The organism is Streptomyces griseobrunneus (assembly GCF_046713465.1).
GTDB lineage: Bacteria > Actinomycetota > Actinomycetes > Streptomycetales > Streptomycetaceae > Streptomyces > Streptomyces microflavus.
Window position 1 is genome coordinate 5,062,454 of record NZ_CP177080.1, and the last position, 26,386, is coordinate 5,088,839.

General features: G+C 71.8%; 22 protein-coding genes. 19 read left to right on the top strand and 3 right to left on the bottom strand.

The annotated features are described in order from the left end of the window. The first annotated feature begins 119 nt into the window (after positions 1-119). From ACK8N7_RS23030 to ACK8N7_RS23045, 4 genes are all read left to right on the top strand, one after another. Positions 120-2,267, top strand: coding sequence for a bifunctional polysaccharide deacetylase/glycosyltransferase family 2 protein (locus tag ACK8N7_RS23030; RefSeq protein WP_403213426.1), 2,148 nt, complete (start codon positions 120-122; stop codon positions 2,265-2,267). Continuing rightward, complete coding sequence (locus ACK8N7_RS23035; RefSeq protein ID WP_500443976.1) at positions 2,264-3,520, top strand: acyltransferase family protein; 1,257 nt, start codon at positions 2,264-2,266, stop codon at positions 3,518-3,520. The genes ACK8N7_RS23030 and ACK8N7_RS23035 overlap by 4 nt, the downstream gene beginning before the upstream one ends. Positions 3,521-3,673: 153 nt before the next feature. Beyond that, positions 3,674-5,005 (top strand): nitrate/nitrite transporter, encoded by a 1,332-nt coding sequence (locus ACK8N7_RS23040; RefSeq protein ID WP_403213319.1) that lies wholly within the window; start codon positions 3,674-3,676, stop codon positions 5,003-5,005. Positions 5,006-5,138: 133 nt separating this feature from the next. Continuing rightward, positions 5,139-6,281, top strand: a complete 1,143-nt coding sequence (locus ACK8N7_RS23045; RefSeq protein WP_403213317.1) for a uroporphyrinogen-III synthase — start codon at positions 5,139-5,141, stop codon at positions 6,279-6,281. Here ACK8N7_RS23045 and ACK8N7_RS23050 read toward each other — a convergent pair. Next, positions 6,233-6,865 carry a GNAT family N-acetyltransferase gene (locus ACK8N7_RS23050; protein WP_403213315.1) on the bottom strand — a complete coding sequence of 211 codons (633 nt, stop codon included), beginning with the start codon at positions 6,863-6,865 and terminating at the stop codon, positions 6,233-6,235. The genes ACK8N7_RS23045 and ACK8N7_RS23050 overlap by 49 nt on opposite strands. 93 nt (positions 6,866-6,958) lie before the next feature. Between ACK8N7_RS23050 and ACK8N7_RS23055 the strand changes: the two genes are divergently transcribed. The 6 genes from ACK8N7_RS23055 (at position 6,959) to ACK8N7_RS23080 (ending at position 14,290) form a co-directional block, all read left to right on the top strand. After that, a complete protein-coding gene (locus ACK8N7_RS23055; protein WP_500443979.1) occupies positions 6,959-7,624 on the top strand; it encodes a CGNR zinc finger domain-containing protein in 666 nt (221 codons plus the stop codon). Between the two features lie 114 nt (positions 7,625-7,738). Then, positions 7,739-8,326, top strand: coding sequence for a sigma-70 family RNA polymerase sigma factor (locus ACK8N7_RS23060; protein ID WP_063605777.1), 588 nt, complete (start codon positions 7,739-7,741; stop codon positions 8,324-8,326). Further along, the gene (locus ACK8N7_RS23065) at positions 8,323-9,255 is read left to right on the top strand and encodes an anti-sigma factor family protein (protein WP_403213311.1); all 933 of its coding nucleotides are present in this window, start codon (positions 8,323-8,325) and stop codon (positions 9,253-9,255) included. Before ACK8N7_RS23060 ends, ACK8N7_RS23065 begins: the two co-directional genes overlap by 4 nt. Before the next feature lie 118 nt (positions 9,256-9,373). After that, positions 9,374-11,758, top strand: a complete 2,385-nt coding sequence (locus ACK8N7_RS23070; RefSeq protein WP_403213309.1) for a HelD family protein — start codon at positions 9,374-9,376, stop codon at positions 11,756-11,758. Positions 11,759-12,184: 426 nt separating this feature from the next. Continuing rightward, positions 12,185-13,621 carry an NAD-dependent malic enzyme gene (locus ACK8N7_RS23075; RefSeq protein ID WP_500443982.1) on the top strand — a complete coding sequence of 479 codons (1,437 nt, stop codon included), beginning with the start codon at positions 12,185-12,187 and terminating at the stop codon, positions 13,619-13,621. A gap of 387 nt (positions 13,622-14,008) precedes the next feature. Continuing rightward, entirely contained in the window at positions 14,009-14,290 is a 282-nt protein-coding gene (locus ACK8N7_RS23080; protein ID WP_003968811.1) for an HU family DNA-binding protein, read from the top strand. Positions 14,291-14,403: 113 nt separating this feature from the next. Here ACK8N7_RS23080 and ACK8N7_RS23085 read toward each other — a convergent pair whose 3' ends face one another. Then, positions 14,404-14,859, bottom strand: coding sequence for a DUF2000 family protein (locus ACK8N7_RS23085; protein ID WP_403213305.1), 456 nt, complete (start codon positions 14,857-14,859; stop codon positions 14,404-14,406). Here ACK8N7_RS23085 and ACK8N7_RS23090 point away from each other — a divergent pair. Then, a complete protein-coding gene (locus ACK8N7_RS23090; protein WP_403213303.1) occupies positions 14,858-15,745 on the top strand; it encodes a helix-turn-helix transcriptional regulator in 888 nt (295 codons plus the stop codon). The two genes, ACK8N7_RS23085 and ACK8N7_RS23090, sit on opposite strands and share 2 nt — an antisense overlap. 117 nt (positions 15,746-15,862) lie before the next feature. Here ACK8N7_RS23090 and murA read toward each other — a convergent pair whose 3' ends face one another. Further along, the gene (murA, locus tag ACK8N7_RS23095) at positions 15,863-17,203 is read right to left on the bottom strand and encodes a UDP-N-acetylglucosamine 1-carboxyvinyltransferase (RefSeq protein WP_015608864.1); all 1,341 of its coding nucleotides are present in this window, start codon (positions 17,201-17,203) and stop codon (positions 15,863-15,865) included. 287 nt (positions 17,204-17,490) lie between these two features. On the opposite strand from murA, the gene ACK8N7_RS23100 reads away from it, so the two are divergent. The 8 genes from ACK8N7_RS23100 to ACK8N7_RS23135 all read left to right on the top strand — a co-directional run bounded on the left by ACK8N7_RS23100 (position 17,491) and on the right by ACK8N7_RS23135 (position 26,359). After that, the gene (locus ACK8N7_RS23100) at positions 17,491-18,051 is read left to right on the top strand and encodes a YqgE/AlgH family protein (protein WP_015608863.1); all 561 of its coding nucleotides are present in this window, start codon (positions 17,491-17,493) and stop codon (positions 18,049-18,051) included. 30 nt (positions 18,052-18,081) lie between these two features. Further along, the gene (locus tag ACK8N7_RS23105) at positions 18,082-18,384 is read left to right on the top strand and encodes a DUF3039 domain-containing protein (protein WP_015608862.1); all 303 of its coding nucleotides are present in this window, start codon (positions 18,082-18,084) and stop codon (positions 18,382-18,384) included. A 242-nt stretch (positions 18,385-18,626) separates the two neighbouring features. Continuing rightward, the gene (locus ACK8N7_RS23110; protein WP_403213301.1) at positions 18,627-19,931 is read left to right on the top strand and encodes an extracellular solute-binding protein; all 1,305 of its coding nucleotides are present in this window, start codon (positions 18,627-18,629) and stop codon (positions 19,929-19,931) included. A 2-nt stretch (positions 19,932-19,933) separates the two neighbouring features. Next, a complete protein-coding gene (locus ACK8N7_RS23115; protein WP_403213299.1) occupies positions 19,934-20,920 on the top strand; it encodes a carbohydrate ABC transporter permease in 987 nt (328 codons plus the stop codon). Beyond that, a complete protein-coding gene (locus ACK8N7_RS23120) occupies positions 20,917-21,765 on the top strand; it encodes a carbohydrate ABC transporter permease (protein WP_403213297.1) in 849 nt (282 codons plus the stop codon). The genes ACK8N7_RS23115 and ACK8N7_RS23120 overlap by 4 nt, the downstream gene beginning before the upstream one ends. A gap of 4 nt (positions 21,766-21,769) precedes the next feature. After that, positions 21,770-23,470, top strand: coding sequence for a beta-N-acetylhexosaminidase (locus ACK8N7_RS23125; RefSeq protein ID WP_500443985.1), 1,701 nt, complete (start codon positions 21,770-21,772; stop codon positions 23,468-23,470). A 283-nt stretch (positions 23,471-23,753) separates the two neighbouring features. Further along, positions 23,754-24,650, top strand: coding sequence for an FAD binding domain-containing protein (locus ACK8N7_RS23130; protein WP_403213293.1), 897 nt, complete (start codon positions 23,754-23,756; stop codon positions 24,648-24,650). Beyond that, a complete protein-coding gene (locus ACK8N7_RS23135; RefSeq protein WP_500443987.1) occupies positions 24,647-26,359 on the top strand; it encodes a (2Fe-2S)-binding protein in 1,713 nt (570 codons plus the stop codon). The genes ACK8N7_RS23130 and ACK8N7_RS23135 overlap by 4 nt, the downstream gene beginning before the upstream one ends. Positions 26,360-26,386 lie beyond the last annotated feature (27 nt).

Sequence of the window (26,386 nt, forward strand, 5' to 3'; positions counted from 1 at the left end):
GGGGCAGGCACGACCGGTCCCAGCGGACCGCAGGGAAGCACAACGGACCCCAGCAGCCCGCGGGGCCGCGCATCGCACGGAAGCAGAACGTGCGCAGGCGGAACCGCCGCAAGCTCCCGATGCGCTACCTCCTGCCCTTCATGCTGCTGGTCGCCCTGCTCGCCATGCTGATGCTGCGCGGCTATGTGCACAGCGAGATCCTGGCCGACCACCGGGTCCGCGACGCCGACTACAACACCCAGGTGCCGAAGGACGTCCGCTCCGGCGGACCGGTCATCGACGCCCGCTCCGGCGACGCCACGACGCTGCGCATACCCGACCGCCGGATCGTCCTGACCTTCGACGACGGGCCCGACCCGGTGTGGACGCCGAAGGTGCTCGACAAGCTCAAGGAGTACGGCGCCCACGGCGTCTTCTTCGTCACCGGGAACATGGCCGCCCGCCACCCCGGCCTGGTCGAGCGGATGGTCGCCGAAGGCCACGAGATCGGGCTGCACACCTTCAACCACCCCGACCTCTCCTACCAGTCCACCGAGCGCATCGACTGGGAGCTGTCGCAGAACCAGCTGGCGCTGGCGGGCGCGGCCGGTATCCGCACCTCGATCTTCCGGCCGCCGTACTCCTCCTTCTCGTACGCCATGGACAACAAGTCCTGGCCGGTCACCGAGTACATCGGCAAGCGCGGCTACCTCACCGTCGTCAACGACACCGACAGCGAGGACTGGAAGCGCCCCGGCGTCCGCGCCATCGTCGAGCGCGCCACGCCCGAGGACGGCAAGGGCGCCATCATCCTGATGCACGACTCCGGCGGCGACCGCTCGCAGACCGTGGCCGCGCTCGACACCCTGCTGCCGGACCTCAAGGAGCAGGGCTACACCTTCACCCGGCTCACCACCGCGCTCGACGCCCCCAGCGCGCACACCCCGGTCACCGGCTTCGCGCTGTGGAAGGGCAAGGCGTTCGTCTCCGCCGTCGCCGTCTCCGAGCGGGTCACCGGCGTCCTGGTGGTCGGCCTCGCCGCCATCGGCGTCCTGGTCCTGGCCCGGTTCGGGCTGATGCTGCTGCTCTCCTTCCTGCACGCCCGCAAGGTCCGCCGCAAGGACTTCAGCTGGGGCGAGCCCCTCACCCGCCCGGTCTCCGTCCTGGTGCCCGCGTACAACGAACGCGAGTGCATCGAGGCGACCGTGCGTTCGCTGGCCGTCAGCGAGCATCCGATCGAGATCATCGTCATCGACGACGGCTCGACCGACGGCACGGCCGACCTGGTCGAGGCGATGCGGCTGCCCGGTGTACGGGTGGTGCGCCAGCAGAACGCGGGCAAACCGGCCGCCCTCAACAACGGCATCCGGCACGCCCGCTACGACATCGTCGTGATGATGGACGGCGACACCGTCTTCGAGCCGTCCACCGTCCGTGAGCTGGTCCAGCCCTTCGCCGACCCCCGGGTCGGAGCCGTCGCGGGCAACGCCAAGGTCGGCAACCGCGACTCGCTGATCGGCGCCTGGCAGCACATCGAGTACGTGATGGGCTTCAACCTGGACCGCCGGATGTACGACGTCCTGGGCTGCATGCCCACCATCCCCGGCGCCGTCGGGGCGTTCCGCCGCGAGGCCCTGGAGCGGGTCGGCGGCATGAGCGAGGACACCCTCGCCGAGGACACCGACATCACCATGGCCCTGCACCGGGACGGCTGGCGCGTGGTCTACGCGGAGAACGCCCGCGCCTGGACCGAGGCGCCGGAGTCCGTGCAGCAGCTCTGGTCGCAGCGCTACCGGTGGTCCTACGGCACCATGCAGGCCATCTGGAAGCACCGCCGCGCGGTGATCGAGCGCGGGCCCTCGGGCCGCTTCGGCCGGGTCGGGCTGCCGTTCGTCTCCCTCTTCATGGTCGTCGCCCCGCTGCTGGCGCCCCTCATCGACGTCTTCCTGCTGTACGGGCTGGTCTTCGGCCCGACCGGCAAGACCGTCGCCGCGTGGTTCGGCGTGCTGGTGGTGCAGGCCGTCTGCGCCGCGTACGCCTTCCGGCTGGACAAGGAGCGGATGGTCCACCTGATCTCGCTGCCGCTCCAGCAGATCCTGTACCGGCAGCTCATGTACGTCGTGCTGCTCCAGTCGTGGATCACCGCTCTCACCGGCGGCCGGCTGCGCTGGCAGAAGCTGCGCCGCACCGGCGCGGTGGAGGCGCCCGGCGGGACGTCCGCCCAGCGCCCGCGGGGACCCGGCGCCGACGCCGGGTTCGGGGCCGTGGACCGGAGGCCGTACGTATGACCGCCCCGACCTTCCCGACAGCCGGCTCGCCCTTCCCGGCCGCAGGACCGCCCCTTCCGACGACCGGCCCGGTCCTCCCGCCCGATGCCGGGAACGGGGCCGAGAACGCGGCCGGGAGCGGGGCCGGGTCCCCGGCCCCCGCACGCCGGGGGCCCGTCCGCGACCGGTACTTCGACCTGCTGCGGGCCCTCGCCCTCTTCCGGGTCGTCCTGTACCACCTCACCGGCTGGGCCTGGCTGCCCATCGTCTTCCCCTCCATGGGCGTCATGTTCGCCCTGGCCGGGACCCTGATGGCCCGCTCCCTCAAGCGGCCCGCCGCCCAGGTGATCCGCAGCCGCGTCCGGCGGCTGCTGCCGCCGCTGTGGCTGCTCGGCGCGATCGGCGTCACCGGCATGGTCGCCCAGGGCTGGGGCCCGGACGCCGAGGGCCACCCCGGCTGGTGGTGGCAGCACCTGACGTACTGGATCCTGCCGCTCAGCGACCCGCCGTACGCCTACGACGTGGCGGGCATCGAGGGGATCCTCGGCGAGAGCTGGCCCGAGGACCTCGCCGGGCCGCTCTGGTACATCCGGGCCTACCTCTGGTTCGTCCTGTTCTCGCCGCTGCTCCTGCGCTGCCTGCGCAAGCTGCCCTGGCCGACGCTGCTCGCGCCGCTGGCGCTCTCCGTCGTGATGCGTCTCGAACTGTTCTCCACCACCGAACGCCTCGACTCCGCGATCACCGACTTCTCCACCTTCGGCGCCTGCTGGGTCCTCGGCATGGCCCATCAGGAGGGCGTCCTCAAGCGGCTGCCCGCCTACATCGTGCCGTCCATCGCCCCGCTCTTCGCGGGCGCCGGACTGTGGTGGGCGAGCCACGAGGGGTTCCGCAGCGGCTTCGACCTGGACTCCATCCCGCTCGCCCAGGCCCTCTGGTCCTTCGGGTGCGTCCTGCTCCTGCTGCACTACAGCCCGTCCTGGACCGAGTGGCCGAGGCGGCTGCGGGCCTTCGACCGGCCGATCACCCTGCTCAACTCGCGGGCCGTCACCGTCTACCTCTGGCACAACGTCTGCATCCTGAGCGCCGCCACGCTCTACGACCGGCTCTGGTCCGTCGACGCTCTCAGCGAGAACGTGCCCTGGCTGCTGGAGAGCTGGATCCCCGTCCTGCTCGTCACCTGGGCCCTCATCGCGCTCTGCGTGCTCGCCTTCGGCTGGGCCGAGGACGTCGCGGCCAAGCGCCGCCCGCAGCTGTGGCCGGACGGCAGGTCCTAGCGGCGCATCTCACCGGGCCGGCAACGGCCCGGTGAGAGCAAGGTTGCCCACCGGTCACCTCACGGCACCGCACCGAAACGCGCGCTCCCTAGCGTCGGGACAACACCCCGCAGCGACGGGGACACAGCCCCGACCCCCCTGTGGAGGCGCGTGATGGCAGGCCGTTGGATCGAGACCTGGGAGCCGGAGGACGAGACGTTCTGGCGGGAGAAGGGCGAGCGCGTCGCCCGCCGCAACCTGTGGTTCTCCGTGCTCTCCGAGCACATCGGATTCTCCGTCTGGACCCTGTGGTCGGTGATGGTCCTGTTCATGGGACCGGAGTACGGCGTCGACCCGGCCGGAAAGTTCTTCCTGATCTCCACCGCCACCCTGGTCGGGGCGCTGGTGCGGGTGCCGTACACCTTCGCCGTCGCCCGGTTCGGCGGCCGCAACTGGACCGTCTTCACCGCGGTCGGCCTGCTGGCCCCGACCTTCGCCGCGTTCTGGGTGATGGAACCCGGGACCTCGTACGGCACCTTCGTGGCGGTCGCCGCGCTCACCGGGATCGGCGGCGGCAACTTCGCCTCCTCGATGACCAACATCAACGCCTTCTTCCCGCTCCGCGAGAAGGGCTGGGCGCTGGGCCTCAACGCGGGCGGCGGCAACATCGGCGTCCCCGTCGTCCAGCTCATCGGCCTCCTCGTCATCGGGACGGTGGGCGCGGCCCACCCCCGGATCGTGCTCGGGGTGTACATCCCGCTGATCGTCGTGGCCGCCGTCTGCGCCGCGCTGTACATGGACAACCTCCGGCCCGTACGCAACGACACCGGGGCCGCGAAGGAGGCCGTCCGCGATCCGCACACCTGGATCATGTCGGCGCTCTACATCGGCACCTTCGGCTCGTTCATCGGCTACAGCTTCGCCTTCGGCCTGGTGCTCCAGACCCAGTTCGGCCGCACCCCGCTCCAGGCCGCCTCGCTCACCTTCGTCGGCCCGCTGCTGGGCTCCCTGATCCGCCCCGTCGGCGGCAGGCTCGCCGACCGGCACGGCGGTGCCCGGATCACCCTCGCGGCCTTCGCCGCGATGGGAGCCGCCACCGGGGTCGTCATCTTCGCCTCCGCCACCGCCTCCCTCCCCGTCTTCCTCGTCGGCTTCACCGCCCTGTTCGTCCTGACCGGGCTGGGCAACGGATCGACGTACAAGATGATCCCCGGCATCTTCCACGCCCAGGCGCTGGCGAAGGGGCTCGACGGCGAGGCGGCCGCCGCCCACGGACGGCGGCTCTCCGGCGCCGCCATGGGCTTCATCGGAGCCGTCGGCGCGCTCGGCGGCCTCGCGATCAACCTCGTCTTCCGCCAGTCGTTCCAGGCCTCCGGCACCGGAACGGCCGCCTTCTGGTCCTTCCTCGCCTTCTACGCGGTGTGCTCGGCGCTCACCTGGGCGGTATACCTTCGCCGCCCCGCGCCCGTACCGGCAAAGCCGCAGATCCGTTACGCAGAGGTTTAGGAGAGCGACGCTCCGGCGACCGGCGACGTAACGGCCGGGAAATACGGGGGAACCGAGGCTGTCACGCACCGTTGGCAGTCTCGGGCCTCCGCACCATCGCGCATCAGCAGGACACGAGAGCCGGGAACACGCCATGCAGGACGACGGCACAACGCACGGCCCCCTCGCGGGCTTCACGGTCGGGGTGACCGCCGCCCGCCGCGCCGAGGAGCTCGGCACCCTCCTCAAGCGACGCGGCGCCGTCGTCCACCACGCCCCCGCCCTGCGGATCGTTCCGCTCGCCGACGACAGCGAACTCCTCGACGCGACCAAGGAGTTGATCGACCACGCCCCCGATGTGGTGGTCGCCACCACCGCGATCGGCTTCCGGGGCTGGGTGGAGGCCGCCGACGGCTGGGGCATCGGCGACGCGCTCCTGGAGAGGCTGCGCGGTGTCGAACTCCTCGCCCGGGGGCCCAAGGTCAAGGGATCCGTCCGGGCCGCCGGGCTGACCGAGGCCTGGTCACCCGGGTCCGAATCGATGGCCGAAGTCCTCGACAGGCTCCTCGGCGAGGGCGTCGAGGGCCGCCGTATCGCTCTCCAGCTGCACGGCGAACCGCTGCCCGGCTTCATCGAGTCCCTCCAGGCGGCGGGCGCCGAGGTCATCGGCGTACCCGTCTACCGCTGGATGCCGCCGCTGGACATCGCCCCGCTCGACCGGCTGCTCGACGCCACCGCCGCCCGGGGCCTGGACGCCGTCACCTTCACCAGCGCCCCCGCCTCCGCCTCGTTCCTGGGCCGCGCGGAGGCCCGCGGGCTCCTCCCGGAGATCCTCGGGGCGCTGCGCGACGACGTCCTGGCCGCCTGCGTCGGACCGGTCACCGCCCTCCCGCTCCAGGCCCGGTCCATCCCCACCGTCCAGCCCGAACGTTTCCGCCTCGGCCCCCTCGTCCAGTTGGTCTGCGCCCACCTCCCCACCACGGCCCGGGTCCTGCCCGTCGCGGGCCACCGCGTCGAGATCCGCGGTCACGCCGTGCTGGTCGACGACGAACTGCGCGCGGTACCGCCCGCCGGCATGGCCCTCCTGCACACCCTGGCCCGCCGCCCCGGCTGGGTGGTGGCCCGCGCCGACCTGCTGCGGGCCCTGCCCGGCAGCGGCACGGACGAACACGCGGTGGAGACGGCGATGGCCCGGCTGCGCACCGCACTGGGGGCGCCCCGGCTGATCCAGACCGTCGTCAAACGCGGCTACCGGCTGTCGCTGGACCCGACGGGGGACACGCCGGGGGCACGCTGAAAGAGGGCCCCTCCCGACGGCGCCTCGCGCACATGCAGATGGCCGTCCAGCGGGAACTCCGGCGGCAGGGCACCCAGCAGCTCCGCGAACGCGTAACCGGACTTCTCCGCCACCCGGCAGGAAGCCACGTTGTCCACCTGGTGCAGCAGATCGAGACGGACCAGCCCCTCGGCGGCGAAGGCCGTGAACGCCCAGGCGGTGAGCGCCTCCAGGGCCCGGGGCGCCACGCCCCGGCCGCGCGCCCGGGCCGCCGTCCAGTAACCGACCTCGGCCCGCTCGGCGCCCCGTCCCGGCCGCTTCAGCGCGAGGTTGCCGACCAGCTCCCCGCCCCGGCCGGTGTCCGTCACGGCGAAGCTGAACCGGGTGCCCGACTCCCACCCCTCGCGCTGCACCTCCACCCAGCGGGCGGCCTCCTCGGGCGTGGACACGGGCATCCGCACCCACTGCCGCAGCACCGGATCGTCGTACGCCTCCAGCAGCGCCGGTACGTCCTCCTCGCGCCAGGGGCGCAGCAGCAGGGCACCGGCGGTGAGCGTGACGTCCGCCACAGGGTTTCCCCCGGGCCATCCCCCGTGATCGTTCATGGCCGTCACGGTAGCGGGGGTTACGGGCGGGCCCCGCCGGGGGCACTCTGGGGGGTGGCATCCGACCGGTGACCCCGAGGCGGTGACAGGCGCATGGCAGCGAGCAGGAGCGCGTACATGTGGCGGTTCGACTCCGGCCGGATCTGTCTCGACCTGGTGGCCACCGGGCCCGCCGGCGGGACATCCCGGGCCCGGGAACAACTCGAAGGACCGGGGCGGCTCGCGGACTGGCTGACCGCCGCCCGGCTCGTCCCGCCGGGCACGGCGCTCGACGCGCTGGACGCCACCTGGCTCACCCGGTTCCGCGACCTGCGGGCGGACGTGGACCGGCTGATGTCGGCCCAACTCGCCTGGACCGGAGGGCAGATCGACCCGTCGGCGGCCCAACTCGGCCTCCCTCGCGACGGGAACGCCCTGGATCGGGTCAACTCCCTTGCCGCGGCGGCCCCGCCGGGCCCGCGTGCGGTGCGCGGCGAGGGCGGCGCACTGGTGCGGACGCTGAGTACCGAACCCGACTGCGCGGGGCTCCTCGCGGTCGTGGCCAGGGACGCGGTGGACCTGCTCACCGACCCGGTGGCACGGGCCGCGCTGCGCCGCTGCGCCGGCGGGTCCTGCCACCGGCTCTACCTGGACACCTCGCGCGGGGGCCGGCGCCGCTGGTGCTCCGGCGAGGTCTGCGGCAACCGCGAACGGGTCGCCCGGCACCGGCGGCGTACCGCGGGCGCGTCCTCCGGCACGGCCGCCGACGGCAGTCCGTGAGACGGCCGCGATCCACCCCGGCAAAAAAATAGACCCGGGCGTTGAATGATCCGCGGCCCGATCCCGTATCCATCCCCGAAGAGCTCCATTCAGGGTCTCGACCAGGAGGTTCGGGTGCGCAAGGATGCGGCCGTGGCCGATGACCGTCCGCACAGGGCTCGACATCGTAGTGAGCCGCCCACGCCCCCGGCCGGAATACCGGACGAGGAGCTGATGCGGGCGCTCTACCGCGAACATGCCGGGCCGCTGCTCGCGTACGTTCTCCGGCTCGTGGCGGGCGACCGCCAACGGGCCGAGGACGTCGTGCAGGAGACGCTCATCCGTGCCTGGAAGAACGCCGGCCGGCTCAACCGGGCCACCGGCTCCGTCCGACCCTGGCTGGTGACGGTCGCCCGGCGCATCGTCATCGACAACCACCGCAGCCGGCAGGCCCGGCCGCGCGAGGTCGATCCGTCGCCGCTGGAGGTCATTCCCGCGGAGGACGAGATCGACAAGGCGCTGTGGCTGATGACGCTGTCGGACGCGCTCGAAGATTTGACCCCCGCGCACCGGGAAGCATTGGTCGAGACCTACTTCAAGGGACGTACGGTGAACGAGGCCGCCGAGGCGCTCGGCATCCCCAGCGGCACCGTGCGTTCCCGGGTCTTCTACGCACTCCGTTCGATGAAGCTCGCACTCGAAGAGAGGGGGATCACGGCATGAGCGACCAGCAGTGGCAGCCGTTCGGGCCCCGGCCGCCCGGACCCCGTACGCCCACCGGTCCCTCGTACCCCGATGGCTCCGCCCACCCCTCAGGTGCGGTCCACCACCCCTTCTACCCCTCCGGCCCCACCGGCCCCGAGCCGCCGTACGGCGGGGAGCCCGAAGGGTCCGAGCACGACGCTGCCGCCGCCTATGTCCTGGGCATCCTGGACGACGCCCAGGCGAGCGCCTTCGAGGCCCACCTGGCGGGCTGCGCCCGGTGCTCGGCACATCTCGACGAGTTCGCCGGGATGGAGCCCGTGCTCGCGATGCTGGCCGAGGCGCCCGCGGCCGTGCCCGGAGCCCGTCCCGTACCGCACGTTCCCGAGCGGCCCGCGCCCAAGGTCCTCGGCGGGCTGATGGACGAGGTCGCGCACCGCAGGCACCGGCGCACCCGGCGCAGCCGGTATCTGATCGCCGCGGCCGCGGCGCTGATCATCGGCGGCCCGGTCGCCGCAGTCGCCGTCACGGCGGGCGACGGGGACGGCGGCCGCAGCGTCGCCGCGGGGGACCCGCACCCCACCAGCCCGGCCGAGGACGCCTTCTTCCAGCACATGACGGAGAAGGTGTCGGGGACCGACCCCACCACCCGGGTCGGCGCGACGGTCGGCATGGAGAAGAAGGCGTGGGGCACCCACACGGTCCTGGAACTGAAGAACGTCAAAGGACCGCAGAAGTGCACGCTCGTCGCCGTCTCCAAGACCGGCGAGGAGGAGGTCGTGACCTCGTGGTCCGTCCCGCAGTGGGGGTACGGCATCGAGGACTCGCCGCACGCTTCGGCGAAGTCCCCCCTGTATGTGCACGGCGGCGCGGCGATGGCCCGCGAGGACATCGACCGCTTCGAGGTACGTACGTTCGACGGGGAGCGGCTGGTGGAGATCGGCGCCTGAGCGGACCCGCTCGTTCCGACGCGTAATCGCAACACTCGCCATGCGGACGACAGGTGCGCGAAGGCCCCCCTTCGCATAGGGTTGACGGCTGCCCGATGCACGTCAGAAGGGGGCCTCGGTGGCCGCGCAGGATGCCGCTGTCGATTCGCTGCGGGACCGGGAAATCGGTGTCGAGCAGGATCATCTGGACCGCGTTTACCACCGTCTCGAAGAGAAGATCGACGAGGCGGAATTTCTCATGCACGACGCCGTCAAACGCGGGCAGGTCGGCACGCCCGGCGCCCTCGCCGAACGGGACGCCCAGGTCTTCCGGGCGGGCGTCCACCTCAACCGGCTGAACAACGAGTTCGAGGACTTCCTCTTCGGGCGGATCGATCTGCTCCTCGGCAAGGACGGTGAGCGCGGCCCGGACGGCGCGTTCACCTCCGTCGAGCCGGCCGACGACGCCGTAAGGGAGGACGCCACCGCGGACATCGCCGAGACGCTCCACATCGGCCGGATCGGGGTCCTGGACTCCGACTACGCGCCGCTGGTGATCGACTGGCGGGCCCCGGCCGCCGCCCCGTTCTACCGCTCCACCCCGAAGGAGCCGGGCCGGGTGGTACGCCGCCGGGTCATCCGCTCCAAGGGCCGCAAGGTCCTGGGGGTCGAGGACGACCTGATGCGCCCGGAGCTGACCGCGTACCTGGACGGCGGGAAGCTGCCGGTGATCGGCGACGGCGCCCTGATGGCGGCGCTCGGCCAGGCCCGCAGCCACACCATGCGGGACATCGTCGCCTCCATCCAGGCCGAGCAGGACCTGGTGATCCGGGCCCCCGCCGCCTCCGTCACGGAGGTCACCGGCGGCCCCGGCACCGGGAAGACGGCGGTCGCCCTGCACCGGGCCGCCTACCTCCTCTACCAGGACCGGCGGCGGTACGCGGGCGGCATCCTCGTCGTCTCCCCGACCCCGCTCCTGGTCGCCTACACCGAGGGGGTGCTGCCCTCGCTCGGTGAGGAGGGCCAGGTCGCGATCCGTGCGGTCGGATCGCTCTCCGACGAGGCGGCGGGCACCGCCGGCGCGACGACCTACGACGAACCGGCCGTGGCCCGTATCAAGGGCTCCTCCCGGATGCTCCACGTGCTGCGCAAGGCGGCCCGGGGCGCTCTGGAGCAGGGCGGCCGGCCCGCGCCCCAGCAGGGGGGCCAGCTCTCCTTCGGCGAGGAGCCCGCCGACGGGGCGACGGCACCCGCCGCCACCCCGAACCGGCTGCGCGTCGTCGCCTCCGGCGCCCGGGTCGAGCTGGAGGCCGACGACCTCCAGCGCATCCGCAACAACGTGCTGAGCGGCACGGCCCCCGTCAACCTGCTGCGCCCGCGCGCCCGCAAGCTGCTGCTCGACGCCCTGTGGAGCAAGTCGTCGGGGCGCGGCCGCTACACCGACCCGCAGCTGGTGGCGGAGCTGCGCTCGTCCTTCGACGAGGACGTCTCCACCGAGACGCCGTTCCTGGAGTTCCTGAACGCGTGGTGGCCCGAGCTCACCCCGCGCCGGGTGCTGGCCGCGATGGCCGACGAGCGGCGGCTGGCCCGCTGGTCGCGGCGCATCCTCAACCAGGGCGAGGTGCGGCGCCTGGCGCGCTCCCTGAAGCGGCTGGACGCGGACGGCGGCGGTCCGCTCTCCGTCCACGACGTGGCGCTCCTGGACGAGCTCCAGGCGCTGCTGGGCACGGTCGTCCGGCCGAAGCGGAAGCGGGAGGCGGACCCGCTGGACCACCTCTCGGGTCTTGAGGAGCTGATGCCGCAGCGCGAGGAGACCCAGTGGGAGCGGGCCGAGCGGCTCGCGGCGGAGCGCACCGAGTACGCCCACGTCATCGTCGACGAGGCGCAGGACCTGACGCCCATGCAGTGGCGCATGGTCGGCCGCCGGGGCCGCCACGCCACCTGGACCATCGTCGGCGACCCGGCACAGTCCTCCTGGTCCGACCCGGACGAGGCGGCCGCGGCCCGGGACGAGGCGCTCGGCTCCCGGCCGCGCCGCCGCTTCACCCTGACGGTCAACTACCGCAACCCGGCCGAGATCGCGGAGCTGGCTGCGAAGGTGCTGGCGCTCGCCATGCCCGGCATGGAGTCCCCGTCGGCCGTCCGCTCGACCGGGGTGGTGCCGCGCTTCGTGCCGGTGGAGGGCGGCGACCTGGCCGCCACGGTCCGCGAGGAGGCGCGGCGGCTGCTGGCGGAGGTGGACGGCACGGTCGGCGTGGTCGTGGCGATGAACCGCCGCGCCCAGGCCCGCGAGTGGCTCGCCGAGCTGGGGGAGCGGGTGGTGGCGCTGGGCAGCCTGGAGGCGAAGGGGCTGGAGTACGACGCCACGGTGGTCGTCTCGCCCGCGGAGATCGCGGACGAGTCCCCGGCGGGGCTGCGGGTGCTGTACGTGGCGCTGACCCGGGCCACCCAGCAGCTCACGGTGGTGTCGGGGGAGCGGGACATGCCGGACGAGGACGGGGTGCCGGACCTGCTGAGGGAGTGACCCGGACCTGCTGGGAAGTGACGGCGCGCGAGTCAACCTGTCGCACGGGAATCACTTCTCCGGGGTCTTTGTTACCTTGGTACTGGCACCGACTCGATCCAAGCCCCCGGGCCCAACCTTCGTCGCTTCGAGCGACCACTTGCCGCGAGGCGAGCATGGCGGGTCGGTGCCACTCAACTGAAAAACACAGACCCGCGTCACCTGACGGTGGCGCGGGTCTGTTCTTGTTCCAGGGGCCTTTTATGTTCGCGAACGCCGTTGGGGGTTCCGCCGAACGGGTGACTTCTCGTATGGTGGAAAACACTTTCCGAAAGATGGCAGTCATTACCTGCTACCAGTCGGTAGGTGCGACGATCGGGAAGCGTGACCGGAACGAGGGTTCCGGATACGCGGCAATGAAGCTTCAGGAAAGCGAAGGACTCGGCCATGGCAACGGCGCCCAGCGTCTCGTACTCGATGACGGTCAGGCTGGAGGTGCCCGCGAGCGGCACCGCAGTCTCCCAGCTCACCACGGCGGTCGAGTCCTCCGGGGGGTCGGTCACCGGCCTCGACGTCACAGCGTCCGGCCACGAGAAGCTGCGGATCGACGTCACGATCGCGGCCTCCTCCACCTCGCACGCGGACGAGATCGTCGAAGGTCTGCGCGACATCGAGGGCGTCGTGCTGGGCAAGGTCTCCGACCGTACGTTCCTCATGCACCTCGGCGGCAAGATCGAGATGGCGTCCAAGCACCCCATCCGCAACCGTGACGACCTCTCGATGATCTACACCCCCGGCGTCGCCCGGGTCTGCATGGCCATCGCCGAGAACCCCGAGGACGCACGCCGCCTCACCATCAAGCGCAACTCCGTCGCAGTCGTGACGGACGGCTCCGCGGTGCTCGGCCTCGGCAACATCGGCCCGATGGCCGCGCTGCCCGTCATGGAGGGCAAGGCGGCCCTCTTCAAGCGCTTCGCCGGCATCGACGCCTGGCCGATCTGCCTGGACACGCAGGACACCGACGCCATCGTCGAGATCGTCAAGGCGATCGCCCCCGGCTTCGCGGGCATCAACCTGGAGGACATCTCCGCACCCCGCTGCTTCGAGATCGAGGCCCGGCTGCGCGAGGCCCTGGACATCCCCGTCTTCCACGACGACCAGCACGGCACCGCCATCGTCGTCCTGGCCGCCCTGACCAACGCCCTGCGCGTGGTGGGCAAGAGCACCGGTGACGTACGGGTCGTCATGTCCGGTGCCGGAGCCGCCGGTACGGCCATCCTGAAGCTCCTGATCGCCGCGGGCGTCAAGCACGCCGTCGTCGCCGACATCCACGGCGTCGTGCACGCCGGACGCGAGGACCTCGTCGCCGCCGACCCCGACTCGCCGCTGCGCTGGATCGCCGACAACACCAACCCCGAGGGCGTCACCGGCACCCTCAAGGAGGCCGTCGTCGGCGCCGACGTCTTCATCGGTGTCTCCGCCCCGAACGTCCTGAACGGCGACGACGTCGCGGCGATGGCGGACGGTGCGATCGTGTTCGCGCTCGCGAACCCGGACCCCGAGGTCGACCCGACGATCGCCCGCGAGACGGCCGCCGTCGTCGCCACCGGCCGCTCCGACTTCCCCAACCAGATCAACAACGTGCTGGTCTTCCCGGGTGTCTTCCGCGGTCTGCTGGACGCCCAGTCCCGCACCGTCAACACGGAGATGATGCTCGCCGCCGCCGGAGCCCTGGCCGACGTGGTCGCCGAGGACGAGGTCAACGCGAACTACATCATCCCCTCGGTCTTCAACGACAAGGTCGCCGGCGCGGTCGCCGGAGCCGTCCGCGCGGCCGCCAAGGCCGCCGCGGGCACCGGCACGGAATCCTCCACCGCCGTCTGACCCCACCCGTTCACCCCTGTTTCGGGGGTCCCTCAAGGGGTACCCGCGAAAGACCCCGGGCCGCACCCGCCCGTGCCGTACGGCGCGTCGCGGGTCGCGGCGCCCCAAACGCCCCTTTAGGGTGGGCGGGCAGTGGGCCCCGTAGGGCCCGGCATCCGCTGCGGACCGCTAAGGGAAGCCGACGGAACGTCACCACGAGCAAACAGTGGCGCTTTTCGTTGACCCTGAAGGGTTCCGGATTGGCTTTCCCGCCGCAGGTGGGGGCAGGATGCGTAATCGGGCGCGAGGGTCTGACATCAGACCCGGGTCCGGGGACTGTCAGAGGGCCCTGGCAGCATCGGCTTCGATCTCACGCCTCACAGGCAAGAAGAACACGGGAGTAACAACATGAACCGCAGTGAGCTGGTGGCCGCCCTGGCCGACCGCGCCGAGGTGACTCGCAAGGACGCCGACGCCGTGCTGGCCGCGCTCGCCGAGACCGTCGGTGAGATCGTCGCCAAGGGCGACGAGAAGGTCACCATCCCCGGCTTCCTGACCTTCGAGCGCACCCACCGTGCCGCTCGCACCGCTCGCAACCCGCAGACCGGCGACCCGATCAACATCCCCGCCGGCTACAGCGTGAAGGTCTCCGCGGGCTCGAAGCTCAAGGAAGCCGCCAAGGGTAAGTAACCCTCAAAGGCGCAAGGAGGGCGGCCACCCCCGACCAGGGGTGGCCGCCCTCGCGCATGCCAGGGGCACATGCGCCCCGCACAGGCCCCCGCACGCGGCGGCCGCCCGGAAGGTCAGGAATGCATCCGCGCGCCCTTGAGGACCTTGTCCACGGCGTTGCGCGGCCCGTACACGGCGAGGCCCACCAGATCCAGCGCGTCCCGCCCCACCGCCCGTACCGCCGCCCGGTTGTCCCGGTCGTTCCCCGTAGCGAACAGGTCCGAGGTGAACACGGCCGTCGCCAGGGACCGGGAGAGCGCCTTCGTGTGCGCGGCGGTCAGCGTCTCCTTCGCCCCCTCGAAGACCAGCACGGGCTGCCGGAGCATCGGCAGGTACGCGGTCGAGTCGGCGTCCGCGTAGGGCTCGCCGATCACCTCGGGCACCGCCGTCCCCAGGCCGCTGACCAGGAAGGCGGTCACGTTCAGGCGCTGCCAGGACTCCAGGTCGTCGCGGAGCAGCACCGCGATCTTCGTGTCGAAGCGGACGGGAGCCTCGCCGGTTCCGCTTCCGGTCTCGTGCGTGTTTCTCATGGTCCGAGACTGGCCGGTGGCCCCGGACGAGGTCTTGTACGTTCTTTGCGTGACGCCAAGGCAACAGGTACGGCATGAGATCTCGGCCTGGCGTCCGGCGGTCCCGGGCGTCGTGGAGGTCTTCCACGCCCGCTTCACCGAGCACGCCTACCCCATGCACGTGCACGACGCCTGGACGCTCCTGATCGTCGACGACGGCGCCGTCCGCTACGACCTGGACCGCCACGAGCGCGGTACCCCGGGCGGCACGGTGAGTCTGCTGCCGCCGCAGGTCCCGCACAACGGTTCGCCCGCGACCTCGGACGGCTTCCGCAAACGGGTGCTCTACCTGGACATGACACAGCTCGACGCGGGCTACATCGGGCCCGCCGTGGACACCCCCGACCTCGCCGACCCGCTGCTGCGGACCCGCGTCGCCCGGCTGCACACGGCCCTGGCGGACCCGGGTGACGCGCTGGAGGCGGAGAGCCGCCTGGCGTTCGTCGGGGAGCGGCTGCGGGGCCACCTGCGCCCCGCACAGGCCCTCACGGGCGCCCTCGCGGGCCCGCCGCCCGGCCAGGGCGTCGCCCAGGACCTGCGCGAGCTCCTGGACGAGCGGCTGGACCGGGGCATCACCCTGGCGGAGGCCGCCCGGCTGGTCCACGCGCACCCCACCCATCTCGTACGGGCGTTCAGCGCGGCCTACGCGATCGCGCCGCACCAGTACGTGACGTCCCGCCGGGTCGACCGGGCCCGCCGCCTGCTGCTCGACGGGGTGCCGCCCGGTGAGGCGGCGACCGCCGTCGGCTTCCACGACCAGTCCCACCTGACCCGGCACTTCAAGCGGATCGCGGGCACCACCCCCGGCCGGTACGCCCGCTCCCGAGGGGCCCCACGGCCCCTCTGAAGCCCGAAAGCCCGCCGCCCCGGTCCCTGGTGAAGGGGCCGGGGCGGCGGGCTGCTCACGCGGTGCGCAGCGCTGTGTGCGGCAGCACTGTGCGGGCCCTGGAGGCACGCGGGTGGGTCAGACGAGCGAACCGCCCGGCAGCTCCACCTTCGCGCCGAGCTTTTCGAGCTTGTCCATGAAGTTCTCGTAGCCGCGGTTGATCAGGTCGATGCCGTGCACCCGGGAGGTTCCCTGGGCCGCCAGCGCCGCGATCAGGTACGAGAAGCCGCCGCGCAGGTCGGGGATGACCAGATCGGCGCCCTGGAGCTTCGTCGGTCCCGAGACGACCGCCGAGTGCAGGAAGTTGCGCTGCCCGAAGCGGCAGTCCGAGCCGCCCAGGCACTCGCGGTACAGCTGGATGTGCGCACCCATCTGGTTGAGCGCCGAGGTGAAGCCGAGCCGCGACTCGTACACCGTCTCGTGGACGATGGACAGCCCCGCGGCCTGCGTCAGCGCCACCACCAGGGGCTGCTGCCAGTCGGTCTGGAAGCCGGGATGGACGTCCGTCTCCAGCGCGATGGCGTTGAGCGCGCCGCCCGGGTGCCAGAAGCGGATGCCCTCGTCGTCGATCTCGAAGGCGCCGCCGACCCGGCGGAAGGTGTTCAGGAAGGTCATCATCGAGCGCTGCTGGGCGCCGCGCACGTAGATGTTGCCCTCGGTCGCCAGCGCCGCCGACGCCCAGGAGGCCGCCTCCAGACGGTCCGGGATCGCCCGGTGGGTGTATCCGTCGAGCTTGTCGACACCGGTGATCCGGATGGTCCGGTCGGTGTCCATGGAGATGATCGCGCCCATCTTCTGCAGTACGCAGATGAGGTCCTCGATCTCCGGCTCGACGGCCGCGTTGGACAGCTCGGTGACGCCCTCGGCGAGGACGGCGGTGAGCAGCACCTGCTCGGTGGAGCCCACCGAGGGGTACGGCAGCCGGATCTTGGTGCCGCGCAGCCGCTGAGGGGCCTCCAGGTACTGGCCGTCCGCCCGCTTCTCGATGGTCGCGCCGAACTGGCGGAGCACCTCGAAGTGGAAGTCGATCGGCCGGCCGCCGATGTCGCAGCCGCCCAGGCCCGGGATGAAGGCGTGGCCGAGGCGGTGCAGCAGCGGGCCGCAGAAGAGGATCGGGATGCGCGACGAGCCCGCGTGGGCATCGATGTCGGCGACGTTCGCGCTCTCGACGTGCGAGGGGTCGAGGATCAGTTCGCCCGGCTCGTCGCCGGGGCGGACGGTGACGCCGTGCAGCTGCAGCAGTCCTCGGACGACCCGTACGTCACGGATGTCGGGAACGTTGCGGAGACGGCTGGGCCCGCTGCCGAGCAGCGCGGCGACCATTGCCTTCGGCACCAGGTTCTTGGCGCCTCGGACGCGGATCTCGCCCTCCAGCGGGGTGCCGCCGTGGACAAGCAGGACATCGTCTGTGCCGGTCATGTATCTCGCGTTCCGGAGTGGTCGGGCAGGGGGCCAACGAAAAGGGTAATGGCCTCCTACCCCCCTTCCGTAAGGCGAAGGGGGGTGTACGAACGTCATGAATCCGCCACAACACCCTCCGCGCACCTGATCTTGCGGAGGGTCACCGTCCGGATGGCCCCCTCCACACCCCCCGTGCGGTGCGCTCCCCATGCCTCCGTGCGCCCTGAGCTGCGCTCGCTCTCCTGAGGTGGTCATCACGGTCGCCGGGACCCCGCGGAGGGCGAAGATGCGGGATCATTTCTGCCATGACGGAGGTGTCCTCGCTCACAGGGCGACTGCTCGTGGCCACACCCGCCCTGGCGGACCCGAATTTCGACCGCGCGGTGGTGCTCCTCCTCGACCACGACGAGGAGGGCTCCCTCGGCGTGGTCCTGAACCGCCCGACCCCGGTCGGCGTCGGTGACATCCTCGGGTCCTGGGCCGGCCTCACCGGTGAGCCGGACGTCGTCTTCCAGGGCGGTCCGGTCTCGCTCGACTCGGCGCTCGGCGTGGCGGTGATCCCCGGCGACGAGGGCCCCCTCGGCTGGCGCCGGGTCCACGGGGCGATCGGCCTGGTCGACCTGGAGACCCCGCCTGAGCTGCTCGGACCGGCCCTGGGATCGCTGCGGATCTTCGCCGGGTACGCGGGCTGGGGCCCGGGCCAGCTGGAGGGCGAACTGGGCGAGGGCGCCTGGTACGTGGTCGAGTCCGAGCCCGGTGACGTCTCCTCCCCGCGGCCGGAGAACCTATGGCGCGCGGTGCTCCGCCGCCAGCGCAGCGAGCTGGCGATGATCGCCACGTATCCGGACGACCCTTCGCTCAACTGAAGGCCCCGGCTTTCAGTACCCTTGGCGGTTATGAGCACTCTTGAGCCCGATCGCGGGGCAGGTACGGGGACCCTCGTAGAGCCGACGCCGCAGGTGTCGAGGGGCGACGGCGACCACGAGCGCTACGCCCATTACGTCCAGAAGGACAAGATCATGGCGAGCGCCCTGGAGGGCACTCCCGTGGTCGCGCTGTGCGGCAAGGTCTGGGTGCCGGGGCGCGACCCCAAGAAGTACCCGGTCTGTCCCATGTGCAAGGAGATCTACGAGTCCATGGGCGCCGGCGGCGACAAGGACAAGGGCAAGGGCGGCGGCAAGGACAAGGGCAAGAAGTAGGGCCCGGGTCCCACTAGGTCCACGGCCCCCGGTGCGCGCGGTTGACGCGCGCACCGGGGGCCTTTTGCGTTCCCGGTCACCGAGGGTGACCGGATGCTCGCGTTGCACGGGCTGCGTCGGCTGGTCACAGAGTGGTGGAGACCACTTGTCGGGCGCCGGAACCGGACTTACTCTCCTGCCAGTTGTGCAGAACGAAACGCGCGTTGCACATGATGCAACGAATGACCGGTAGGGGTTCCCGGATGAAGCTTTCTGCCCGAATTGCCGCCCCGGTTGCGGCGCTTGTGCTGGCGGGCCTCACCGCCACCGCCTGCGCGCCGCAGACCTCCGACACCAGTGCGAAGGGTGACGAGAAGAGCGGGACTCTCCGTGTCTGGCTCTTCCAGGAGGTCGGCAACAAGCCCAAGGAGAAGGTCGTCGACGACGCCGTCGCCGCGTTCGAGAAGAGCCACAAGGGCGCGAAGGTCGAGGTGGAGTACATACCCGTCGACACCCGCGCCCAGCGCATCAAGGCCGCGTTCAACGACCCCGAGAGCGCCCCGGACCTCGTCGAGTACGGCAACAGCGACACCGCCGGATACGTCAAGGACGGCGGCCTCGCGGACATCACCGAGGAGTTCGGCGCCTGGGAGGAGGCCAAGGACACCGACCCGATCGCCAAGCAGTCCGTCACCGTCGGCGACAAGGTCTACGGCGCCCCCTTCTTCGTAGGCGTCCGCGCCCTCTACTACCGCACCGACGTCTTCAAGGACCTAGGCATCCAGCCCCCCAAGTCCCAGGCCGAGCTGGTCTCCACCGCCAAGAAGATCCACAAGGCGAAGCCGGACCTCTACGGCCTCGCGGTCGGCGGCGCCTACACCTACGGCGCGATGCCCTTCATCTGGTCCCACGGCGGCGAGATCGCGGGCGAGAGCGGGGGAACGTACAAGTCGGCCATCAACAGCGAGAAGGCCCGCAAGGGCATCGAGGCCTACACCTCCCTCTTCGGCGACGACAACTGTCCGGCCGCCAAGTGCGCCTCCATGGGCGGCAACGCCACCGTGACCGCCTTCGCCTCCGGCAAGGCAGCCATGGCGATCGGCGGCGACTTCAGTCACGCGGCCGTCGAGGCGGGCTCGGTCAAGGGCAAGTACGCCGTCGTCCCGCTGCCCGGCATCGCCCCGGACTCCATCGCCCCCGCCTTCGCGGGCGGCAACAACATCGGTGTGCTCAAGAGCAGTTCGCACCGCACCCTCGCCGTGGACCTGATGAAGTCGCTCACCGGCAAGAAGACCCAGGCCGAGATGTTCGACGCGATGGGCTTCCTGCCCACCTACACCGACGTCCTGGACAACGCCGCGAAGAAGCAGCCCTTCGTCGCCCCGTTCGTCCAGACCCTCGGCGCGGGCGCCAAGTTCGTCCCCGCCTCGCCCGCCTGGGGCCAGATCGACGCATCCCTGGTCCTGCCCACGATGTTCCAGGAGATCGTCTCCGGCCGTAAGGACGTGGCGCAGGCCTCGGACGACGCGGCGAAGAAGATGGACGCGGCCTTCACCGCCGCAGGCTGACGATGACCACGCACACCACCCCGTACAAGACCCCGGTCGCGGGCGCGTCCGCGGCGGGCACCGGCGCCCCCGCCGGCCGCCCGCCCCGGCGCGGCCGCTCCGTGTCGCCCAAGGGGCACTCCGGCTGGACCCCCTGGCTCTATCTGCTGCCCGCCCTCGTCCTGCTCGCCGGGCTGCTCGTCTACCCGATCTACCAGCTCGGCCTGATCTCGTTCCTGGAGTACACCCAGGCCCAGGTCAGCGGCGGCGAACCGACCACCTTCCAGGGGTTCGGCAACTACGCCACCCTCTTCAACGACAGCCAGTTCTGGCAGGTCCTCCTCGCCACCGTCCTCTTCGCCGCGGCCTGCGTGGTCTCCACGCTGTTCGTCGGCTGCGCGCTGGCCGTCCTGCTCACCCGCATCCGCGCCCTGCCCCGGCTCGCGCTGATGATGGCCGCGCTCGGCGCCTGGGCCACCCCCGCGATCACCGGCTCCACCGTCTGGGTCTTCCTCTTCGACCCAGACTTCGGACCGGTCAACAAGGTGCTCGGGCTCGGTGACTTCTCCTGGACGTACGGGCGCTACAGCGCCTTCGCGCTCGTACTCCTCGAAGTCCTGTGGTGCTCGTTCCCGTTCGTCATGGTCACCGTGTACGCGGGCATCCGGGCCATCCCCGCCGAAGTGCTGGAGGCCGCCTCGCTGGACGGCGCCTCCCAGTGGCGGATCTGGCGGACCATCATGGCGCCGATGCTCAAGCCCATCCTGATCGTCGTCACCATCCAGTCAATCATCTGGGACTTCAAGGTCTTCACCCAGATCTACGTCATGACCAACGGCGGCGGTATCGCCGGGCAGAACCTGGTGCTCAACGTGTACGCGTACCAGAAGGCGTTCGCGTCCTCGCAGTACAGCCTCGGCTCCGCGATCGGCGTCGTGATGCTGGTGATCCTGCTGGCCGTCACGCTGGTCTATCTGCGCCTGGTGAGGCGCCAGGGGGAGGAACTGTGAGCGCACGCACGCTTCTGCGCGTCAAGAGGCCCGGCAGGCTGGCGGCCGAGGCCACCGCCCTGCTGATCGCCGTGGCGGTCGCCTTCCCCCTCTACTGGATGGTGCTCTCCGCCTTCAAACCGGCCGGCGAGATCCAGTCGACCACCCCCCGCCCCTGGACGCTGGCCCCCTCGCTCGACTCGTTCCGCCGGGTCTTCGAACAGCAGGACTTCGGCCGCTACTTCCTCAACAGCCTGCTGGTGGCGGGCACGGTCGTCATCGCCTCCGCGCTGATCGCCTTCCTGGCCGCCACCGCCGTGACCCGCTTCCGCTTCAAGTTCCGCACCACCCTGCTGATCATGTTCCTGGTCGCGCAGATGGTTCCGGTGGAGGCGCTGACCATCCCGCTGTTCTTCCTGATGCGGGACTTCGGCCAGCTCAACACGCTCGGCTCGCTGATCCTCCCGCACCTCGCCTTCTCGCTGCCGTTCGCCATCTGGATGCTCCGCGGCTTCGTCAAGGCGGTCCCCGAAGCGCTGGAGGAGGCCGCCTACATCGACGGGGCGAGCCGCACCCGCTTCCTGTGGCAGATCCTCTTCCCGCTGGTCTTCCCCGGCCTCGTCGCGACCAGCGTCTTCTCCTTCATCACCACCTGGAACGACTTCCTGTTCGCGAAGTCCTTCATCATCAGCGACACCTCCCAGTCGACGCTGCCCATGGCGCTGCTGGTCTTCTTCAAGCCGGACGAGAACGACTGGGGCGGGATCATGGCAGCCTCGACGGTGATGACCATTCCCGTCCTCGTCTTCTTCGTACTCGTACAGCGACGCCTCGTCTCCGGACTGGGCGGAGCGGTAAAGGACTGACGTCATGACATCCAAGAACGCCGAGGGCCCGGACGCGCTGACACCCGGGGGCGAGGCGGTTCCCGGGCTCGTCCCCGCCCCGCGCGGCCTGACCTGGGGACCGCCCGGCCAGGAGCCGTTCCGGCTGGGCGAGGCAACGGTCATCAGCGCCGCGCCGGGCACCGAGGGCGTCGCCCGTCGGCTGCGCGCCACCGTCGGCGCCGCCACCGGGCTGCCGCTCGCCGAAGCCGCCGAGGGCGCCGCCGGCACCGTCGGTCCTCGCGTGGAGCTGTCGCTCGACGCGGCGCTTGCGCCCGAGGCGTACCGCCTGGCCGTCGACGCCGGTGCCGTACGTATCACCGGCGGCAGCGCGGCCGGCCTCTTCTGGGGGACGCAGACCTTCCGTCAGCTCCTGGGCCCGGACGCCTTCCGGCGCGCACCCCTCGCGCCGGGGCGCACCTGGGACGTCCCCGCCGTGGTCGTCGAGGACGAACCCCGCTTCTCCTGGCGCGGCCTGATGCTCGACGTCTCCCGGCACTTCCTGCCCAAGGACGACGTCCTGCGCTACCTGGACCTCCTCGCGGCCCACAAGCTGAACGTCTTCCACTTCCACCTCACCGACGACCAGGGCTGGCGCATCGAGATCAAGCGCCACCCGCGCCTCACCGAGGTCGCCTCCTGGCGCTCGCGCACCAAGTACGGGCACCGGGCCTCCGAGCTGTGGGACGAGACCCCGCACGGCGGTCACTACACCCAGGACGACATCCGCGAGATCGTCGCCTACGCCGCCGAGCGGCATATCCGGGTGGTCCCCGAGATCGACATCCCGGGCCACGCGCAGGCCGCCATCAGTGCGTACCCCGAGCTGGGCAACACCGACGTCATCGACACCACCACCCTCTCCGTCTGGGACACCTGGGGCATCAGTCCGAACGTACTCGCCCCCACCGACAACACCCTGCGCTTCTACGAGGGCGTCTTCGAGGAACTCCTGGAGCTGTTCCCCGCCGAGACCTCGCCGTTCATCCACGTCGGCGGCGACGAGTGCCTCAAGGACCAGTGGAAGGAGTCCCCGGCCGCCCAGGCCCGGATCGCCGAACTCGGCCTCAAGGACGAGGACGAGCTGCAGTCCTGGTTCATCCGCCACTTCGACACCTGGCTCACCGCACGCGGCCGCCGCCTCATCGGCTGGGACGAGATCCTCGAAGGCGGCCTCCCCGAAGGCGCCGCGGTCTCCTCCTGGCGTGGTTACGCGGGCGGCATCGCGGCCGCCGAGGCCGGGCACGACGTGGTGATGTGCCCCGAGCAGCAGGTGTATCTGGACCACCGTCAGGACGGCGGCCCCGACGAGCCGATGCCCATCGGGTACGTCCGCACCCTGGAGGACGTCTACCGCTTCGAACCCGTTCCGCCGGGCCTCTCCGAGGAGGCCGCCGGGCACATCCTCGGCACCCAGGGCAACGTGTGGACCGAGGTCATGCAGAACCGGTCCCGCGTCGACTACCAGGTCTTCCCGCGCCTCGCCGCCCTCGCGGAGGTCGCCTGGACGCCCCTGCCGGCCCCGGCCGACCGGGACTTCGGCGCCTTCGAGGAGCGCATGACGGACCATTACACCCGGCTCGACGCCCTCGGCGTCGACTACCGCCCGCCGGGCGGCCCGCTGCCCCGGCAGCAGCGGCCCGGCGTCCTCGGCCGCCCGATCGAGGGGGCGCCGCCGGTGGTGTGAGATCGCCGCGGGCCCGCGCCGGACCTGCTCCGGCGCGGGCCGAACACCCTGCGGCACGAACGGAATAAGTCGCACAAGCCTCGCTTAAGAGTGGCAATTCACCCTCCACTCCGAAGAGGTGCGAAACCGGATCATCCCCCAGGTCAGGGACGGATCCACCCTTCGCGGACCCTCGCGCCGGTCCCGTCGGAAGATGTGCCAGAGTTGCCACGTCCGGCCTGTGAGCACGTACCGTACGGCGGAACAGGCGGACCAGCCGGGAGACCGGGAAGGGGCAGCTGGGTTGACCACGCACGCACCGCAGGCGATGCAGTCGGTGACGCTGCCGGCCTCGCTCGACGAGGCCGTGGCGGCGCTGGAAGTCATGCCTGCCGCCGTCCCCGTGGCGGGGGGAACGGACCTGATGGCGGCCGTGAACAAGGGGCTCCTGCGCCCCTCGGGACTGGTCGGCCTCGGCCGGATCAGCGAGCTGCGCGGCTGGCACTACCAGGACGGCCACGCCCTGCTCGGCGCCGGCCTCACCCACGCCCGCATGGGACGGCCCGACTTCGCCGCCCTGATCCCCGCCCTCGCCGCCTCCGCACGCGCCGCGGGCCCGCCCCAGATCCGCAACGCCGGAACCCTCGGCGGCAACATCGCCACCTCCGCGCCCACCGGCGACGCCCTGCCGGTGCTGGCCGCCCTGGAGGCCGAGCTGGTCGTCGCGGGACCCGGCGGAGCCCGCCGCGAGATCCCCGTCTCGCACCTGCTGGCCGGCCGCGAGATGCTGGCCCCGGCCGAGCTGATCGGCTTCGTCCGTGTACCGCTGCTGCACGCCCCGCAGGTGTTCCTGAAGGCCACCGGCCGCACCGGACCCGGCCGTGCCACCGCCTCCGTCGCCATCGTCCTGGACCCGGCCCGCCGCGGGGTGCGCTGCGCGGTCGGCGCCATCGCCCCGATGCCGCTGCGCCCGCTGGAGGCGGAGCGCTGGATCGCCTCGCTGATCGACTGGGACGCTGAGCGGGGCCTGGCCCCCGACGCGCTGGCGGCCTTCGGCGAGTACGTCGCCGCCGCCTGCATCCCGGACAACGCACCGCCGGCCGACGGATCAGAGGCCCCGCCGCTGTCCCCGGCCGTACTCCACCTGCGGCGCACCGTCGCCGCGCTCGCCCGACGCGCACTGGGGAGGGCACTGTCGTGAGCAATGAGGAACGCCCCGACCAGCACGGGCAGCAGGGCCCCGACCCCCGGTACGGGGGCTGGGAGCCGACGCCGCAGAGCGGTGAGTACGACGCGGACGCCACGGCGTTCGTCCAGCTCCCGCCTGAGGACCTGGCGGGCGTCCCGCTGGCCGCGCCCGGCCACGGGTACGTACCGCCGATGATCCTGCCGCTGACCCCGGCCGCCGGTCTGGACCCGGCCGCGACGGGCAGCTGGGTCGTGCAGACCCAGAGCCAGCAGCAGGCGCAGGCCGAGCGGCGCGCCCAGGAGGCGGCCCCGGGCGCGGTGCACTGGCCCGACCCGAACCAGCAGGGCGGGTACGCGCAGCCGTACCAGGAGACCTCGCACTCCACGGCCCAGTGGAACTTCACCGAGGCGATGGGGGAGAGGCCGGGGCAGTCCGGGCAGTCCGGTGCGGGGGCGGGGCCCGGGGAGTACCAGGAGCACAGCGGCCACAACGGTCCGGCCCGCTACACGGACCACACGGGTCCCAGCGATTACGCGAGTCCCGGCGACCACACCGGCCACACCGACACGTCCGCGCACTCCGACGCCTCCGCGCACTCCGAGCACACAGGCCACACCGGCCAGTGGACGATCCCGGTCGCGGACGGGGATCTTCCGGACGAGTCGGGCGAGTTCCTGGCCTCGGCGGCGGCCTCGCAGCAGTGGTACGCGGACGACACGCGCCCGGCGACGCTTCCCGGCGGCGCCCCCGCCCCCTGGGCCACGCAGCCGCAGCCCGAGGAGTCCCCGGCGCCCGTGCGCCCCGGCCCGGACGAGGAGCACACGGCGGCCCACCCCGCCGCCGACCCCGAGACAGGTGCCCACCCGCTCTCCGCCGAGGAGACGGAGGAGCCGGCCGAACCCCTCACCGCGGCGGAAGCGGAACCCCCGGCCGACACAGCCCCGGAAGCGCCCGCCGACTCCGACTCCGGCCCCGAGCCCACCTCCGAGGACACGGCAGCAGCCGCCCCCGAGGCGGACGCGGAGCAGGCCCCCGAAGCGGAACCCGAGCCGGACCCGGCCCACGACCCCGCGCACGACCCGGCCACCGCCCCCGTCGACGTACCGAGCGAACACCCCTCCGCCTCCTACCTCCTGCACGTGAACGGCGTGGACCGCCCGGTCGCCGACGCCTGGATCGGCGAGTCCCTGCTCTACGTGCTCCGCGAGCGCCTCGGCCTCGCCGGGGCCAAGGACGGCTGCTCGCAGGGCGAGTGCGGGGCGTGCAACGTCCAGGTCGACGGCCGGCTGGTCGCCTCCTGCCTGGTGCCGGCCGCCACCGCCGCGGGCAGCGAGGTCCGTACGGTCGAGGGGCTGGCCGTCGGCGGCGAACCCTCCGACGTCCAGCGGGCGCTCTCCGCCTGCGGAGCCGTCCAGTGCGGCTTCTGCATCCCCGGCATGGCGATGACGGTCCACGACCTGCTGGAGGGCAACCACGCCCCCAGCGAGCTGGAGACCCGCCAGGCCCTCTGCGGCAACCTCTGCCGCTGCTCCGGCTACCGGGGCGTGCTCGACGCGGTCGCGGACGTCGTGGCGGGCCGTGAGGCGAGCGCGGATGCGGCCGCCTCCGCCCAGACGGCCACCGCCCAGGACGAGCCCCGCATCCCGCACCAGGCCGAGCCCGGCGCCGGCGGCGTACAGCAGCAGCACCAGCACCACCCGCACGAGGGAGGCGCGCAGTGACCGGCGCGCGCAGACCCACGTCATCCG

Coding starts and splice junctions, on each gene's coding strand:
- ACK8N7_RS23030 (WP_403213426.1), top strand. CDS start 120: ATGCGCTACCTCCTGCCCTTCATGCTGCTGGTCGCCCTGCTCGCCATG.
- ACK8N7_RS23035 (WP_500443976.1), top strand. CDS start 2,264: ATGACCGCCCCGACCTTCCCGACAGCCGGCTCGCCCTTCCCGGCCGCA.
- ACK8N7_RS23040 (WP_403213319.1), top strand. CDS start 3,674: ATGGCAGGCCGTTGGATCGAGACCTGGGAGCCGGAGGACGAGACGTTC.
- ACK8N7_RS23045 (WP_403213317.1), top strand. CDS start 5,139: ATGCAGGACGACGGCACAACGCACGGCCCCCTCGCGGGCTTCACGGTC.
- ACK8N7_RS23050 (WP_403213315.1), bottom strand. CDS start 6,865: ATGAACGATCACGGGGGATGGCCCGGGGGAAACCCTGTGGCGGACGTC.
- ACK8N7_RS23055 (WP_500443979.1), top strand. CDS start 6,959: ATGGCAGCGAGCAGGAGCGCGTACATGTGGCGGTTCGACTCCGGCCGG.
- ACK8N7_RS23065 (WP_403213311.1), top strand. CDS start 8,323: ATGAGCGACCAGCAGTGGCAGCCGTTCGGGCCCCGGCCGCCCGGACCC.
- ACK8N7_RS23075 (WP_500443982.1), top strand. CDS start 12,185: ATGGCAACGGCGCCCAGCGTCTCGTACTCGATGACGGTCAGGCTGGAG.
- ACK8N7_RS23080 (WP_003968811.1), top strand. CDS start 14,009: ATGAACCGCAGTGAGCTGGTGGCCGCCCTGGCCGACCGCGCCGAGGTG.
- ACK8N7_RS23090 (WP_403213303.1), top strand. CDS start 14,858: ATGGTCCGAGACTGGCCGGTGGCCCCGGACGAGGTCTTGTACGTTCTT.
- ACK8N7_RS23085 (WP_403213305.1), bottom strand. CDS start 14,859: ATGAGAAACACGCACGAGACCGGAAGCGGAACCGGCGAGGCTCCCGTC.
- murA (WP_015608864.1), bottom strand. CDS start 17,203: ATGACCGGCACAGACGATGTCCTGCTTGTCCACGGCGGCACCCCGCTG.
- ACK8N7_RS23100 (WP_015608863.1), top strand. CDS start 17,491: ATGACGGAGGTGTCCTCGCTCACAGGGCGACTGCTCGTGGCCACACCC.
- ACK8N7_RS23105 (WP_015608862.1), top strand. CDS start 18,082: ATGAGCACTCTTGAGCCCGATCGCGGGGCAGGTACGGGGACCCTCGTA.
- ACK8N7_RS23110 (WP_403213301.1), top strand. CDS start 18,627: ATGAAGCTTTCTGCCCGAATTGCCGCCCCGGTTGCGGCGCTTGTGCTG.
- ACK8N7_RS23115 (WP_403213299.1), top strand. CDS start 19,934: ATGACCACGCACACCACCCCGTACAAGACCCCGGTCGCGGGCGCGTCC.
- ACK8N7_RS23125 (WP_500443985.1), top strand. CDS start 21,770: ATGACATCCAAGAACGCCGAGGGCCCGGACGCGCTGACACCCGGGGGC.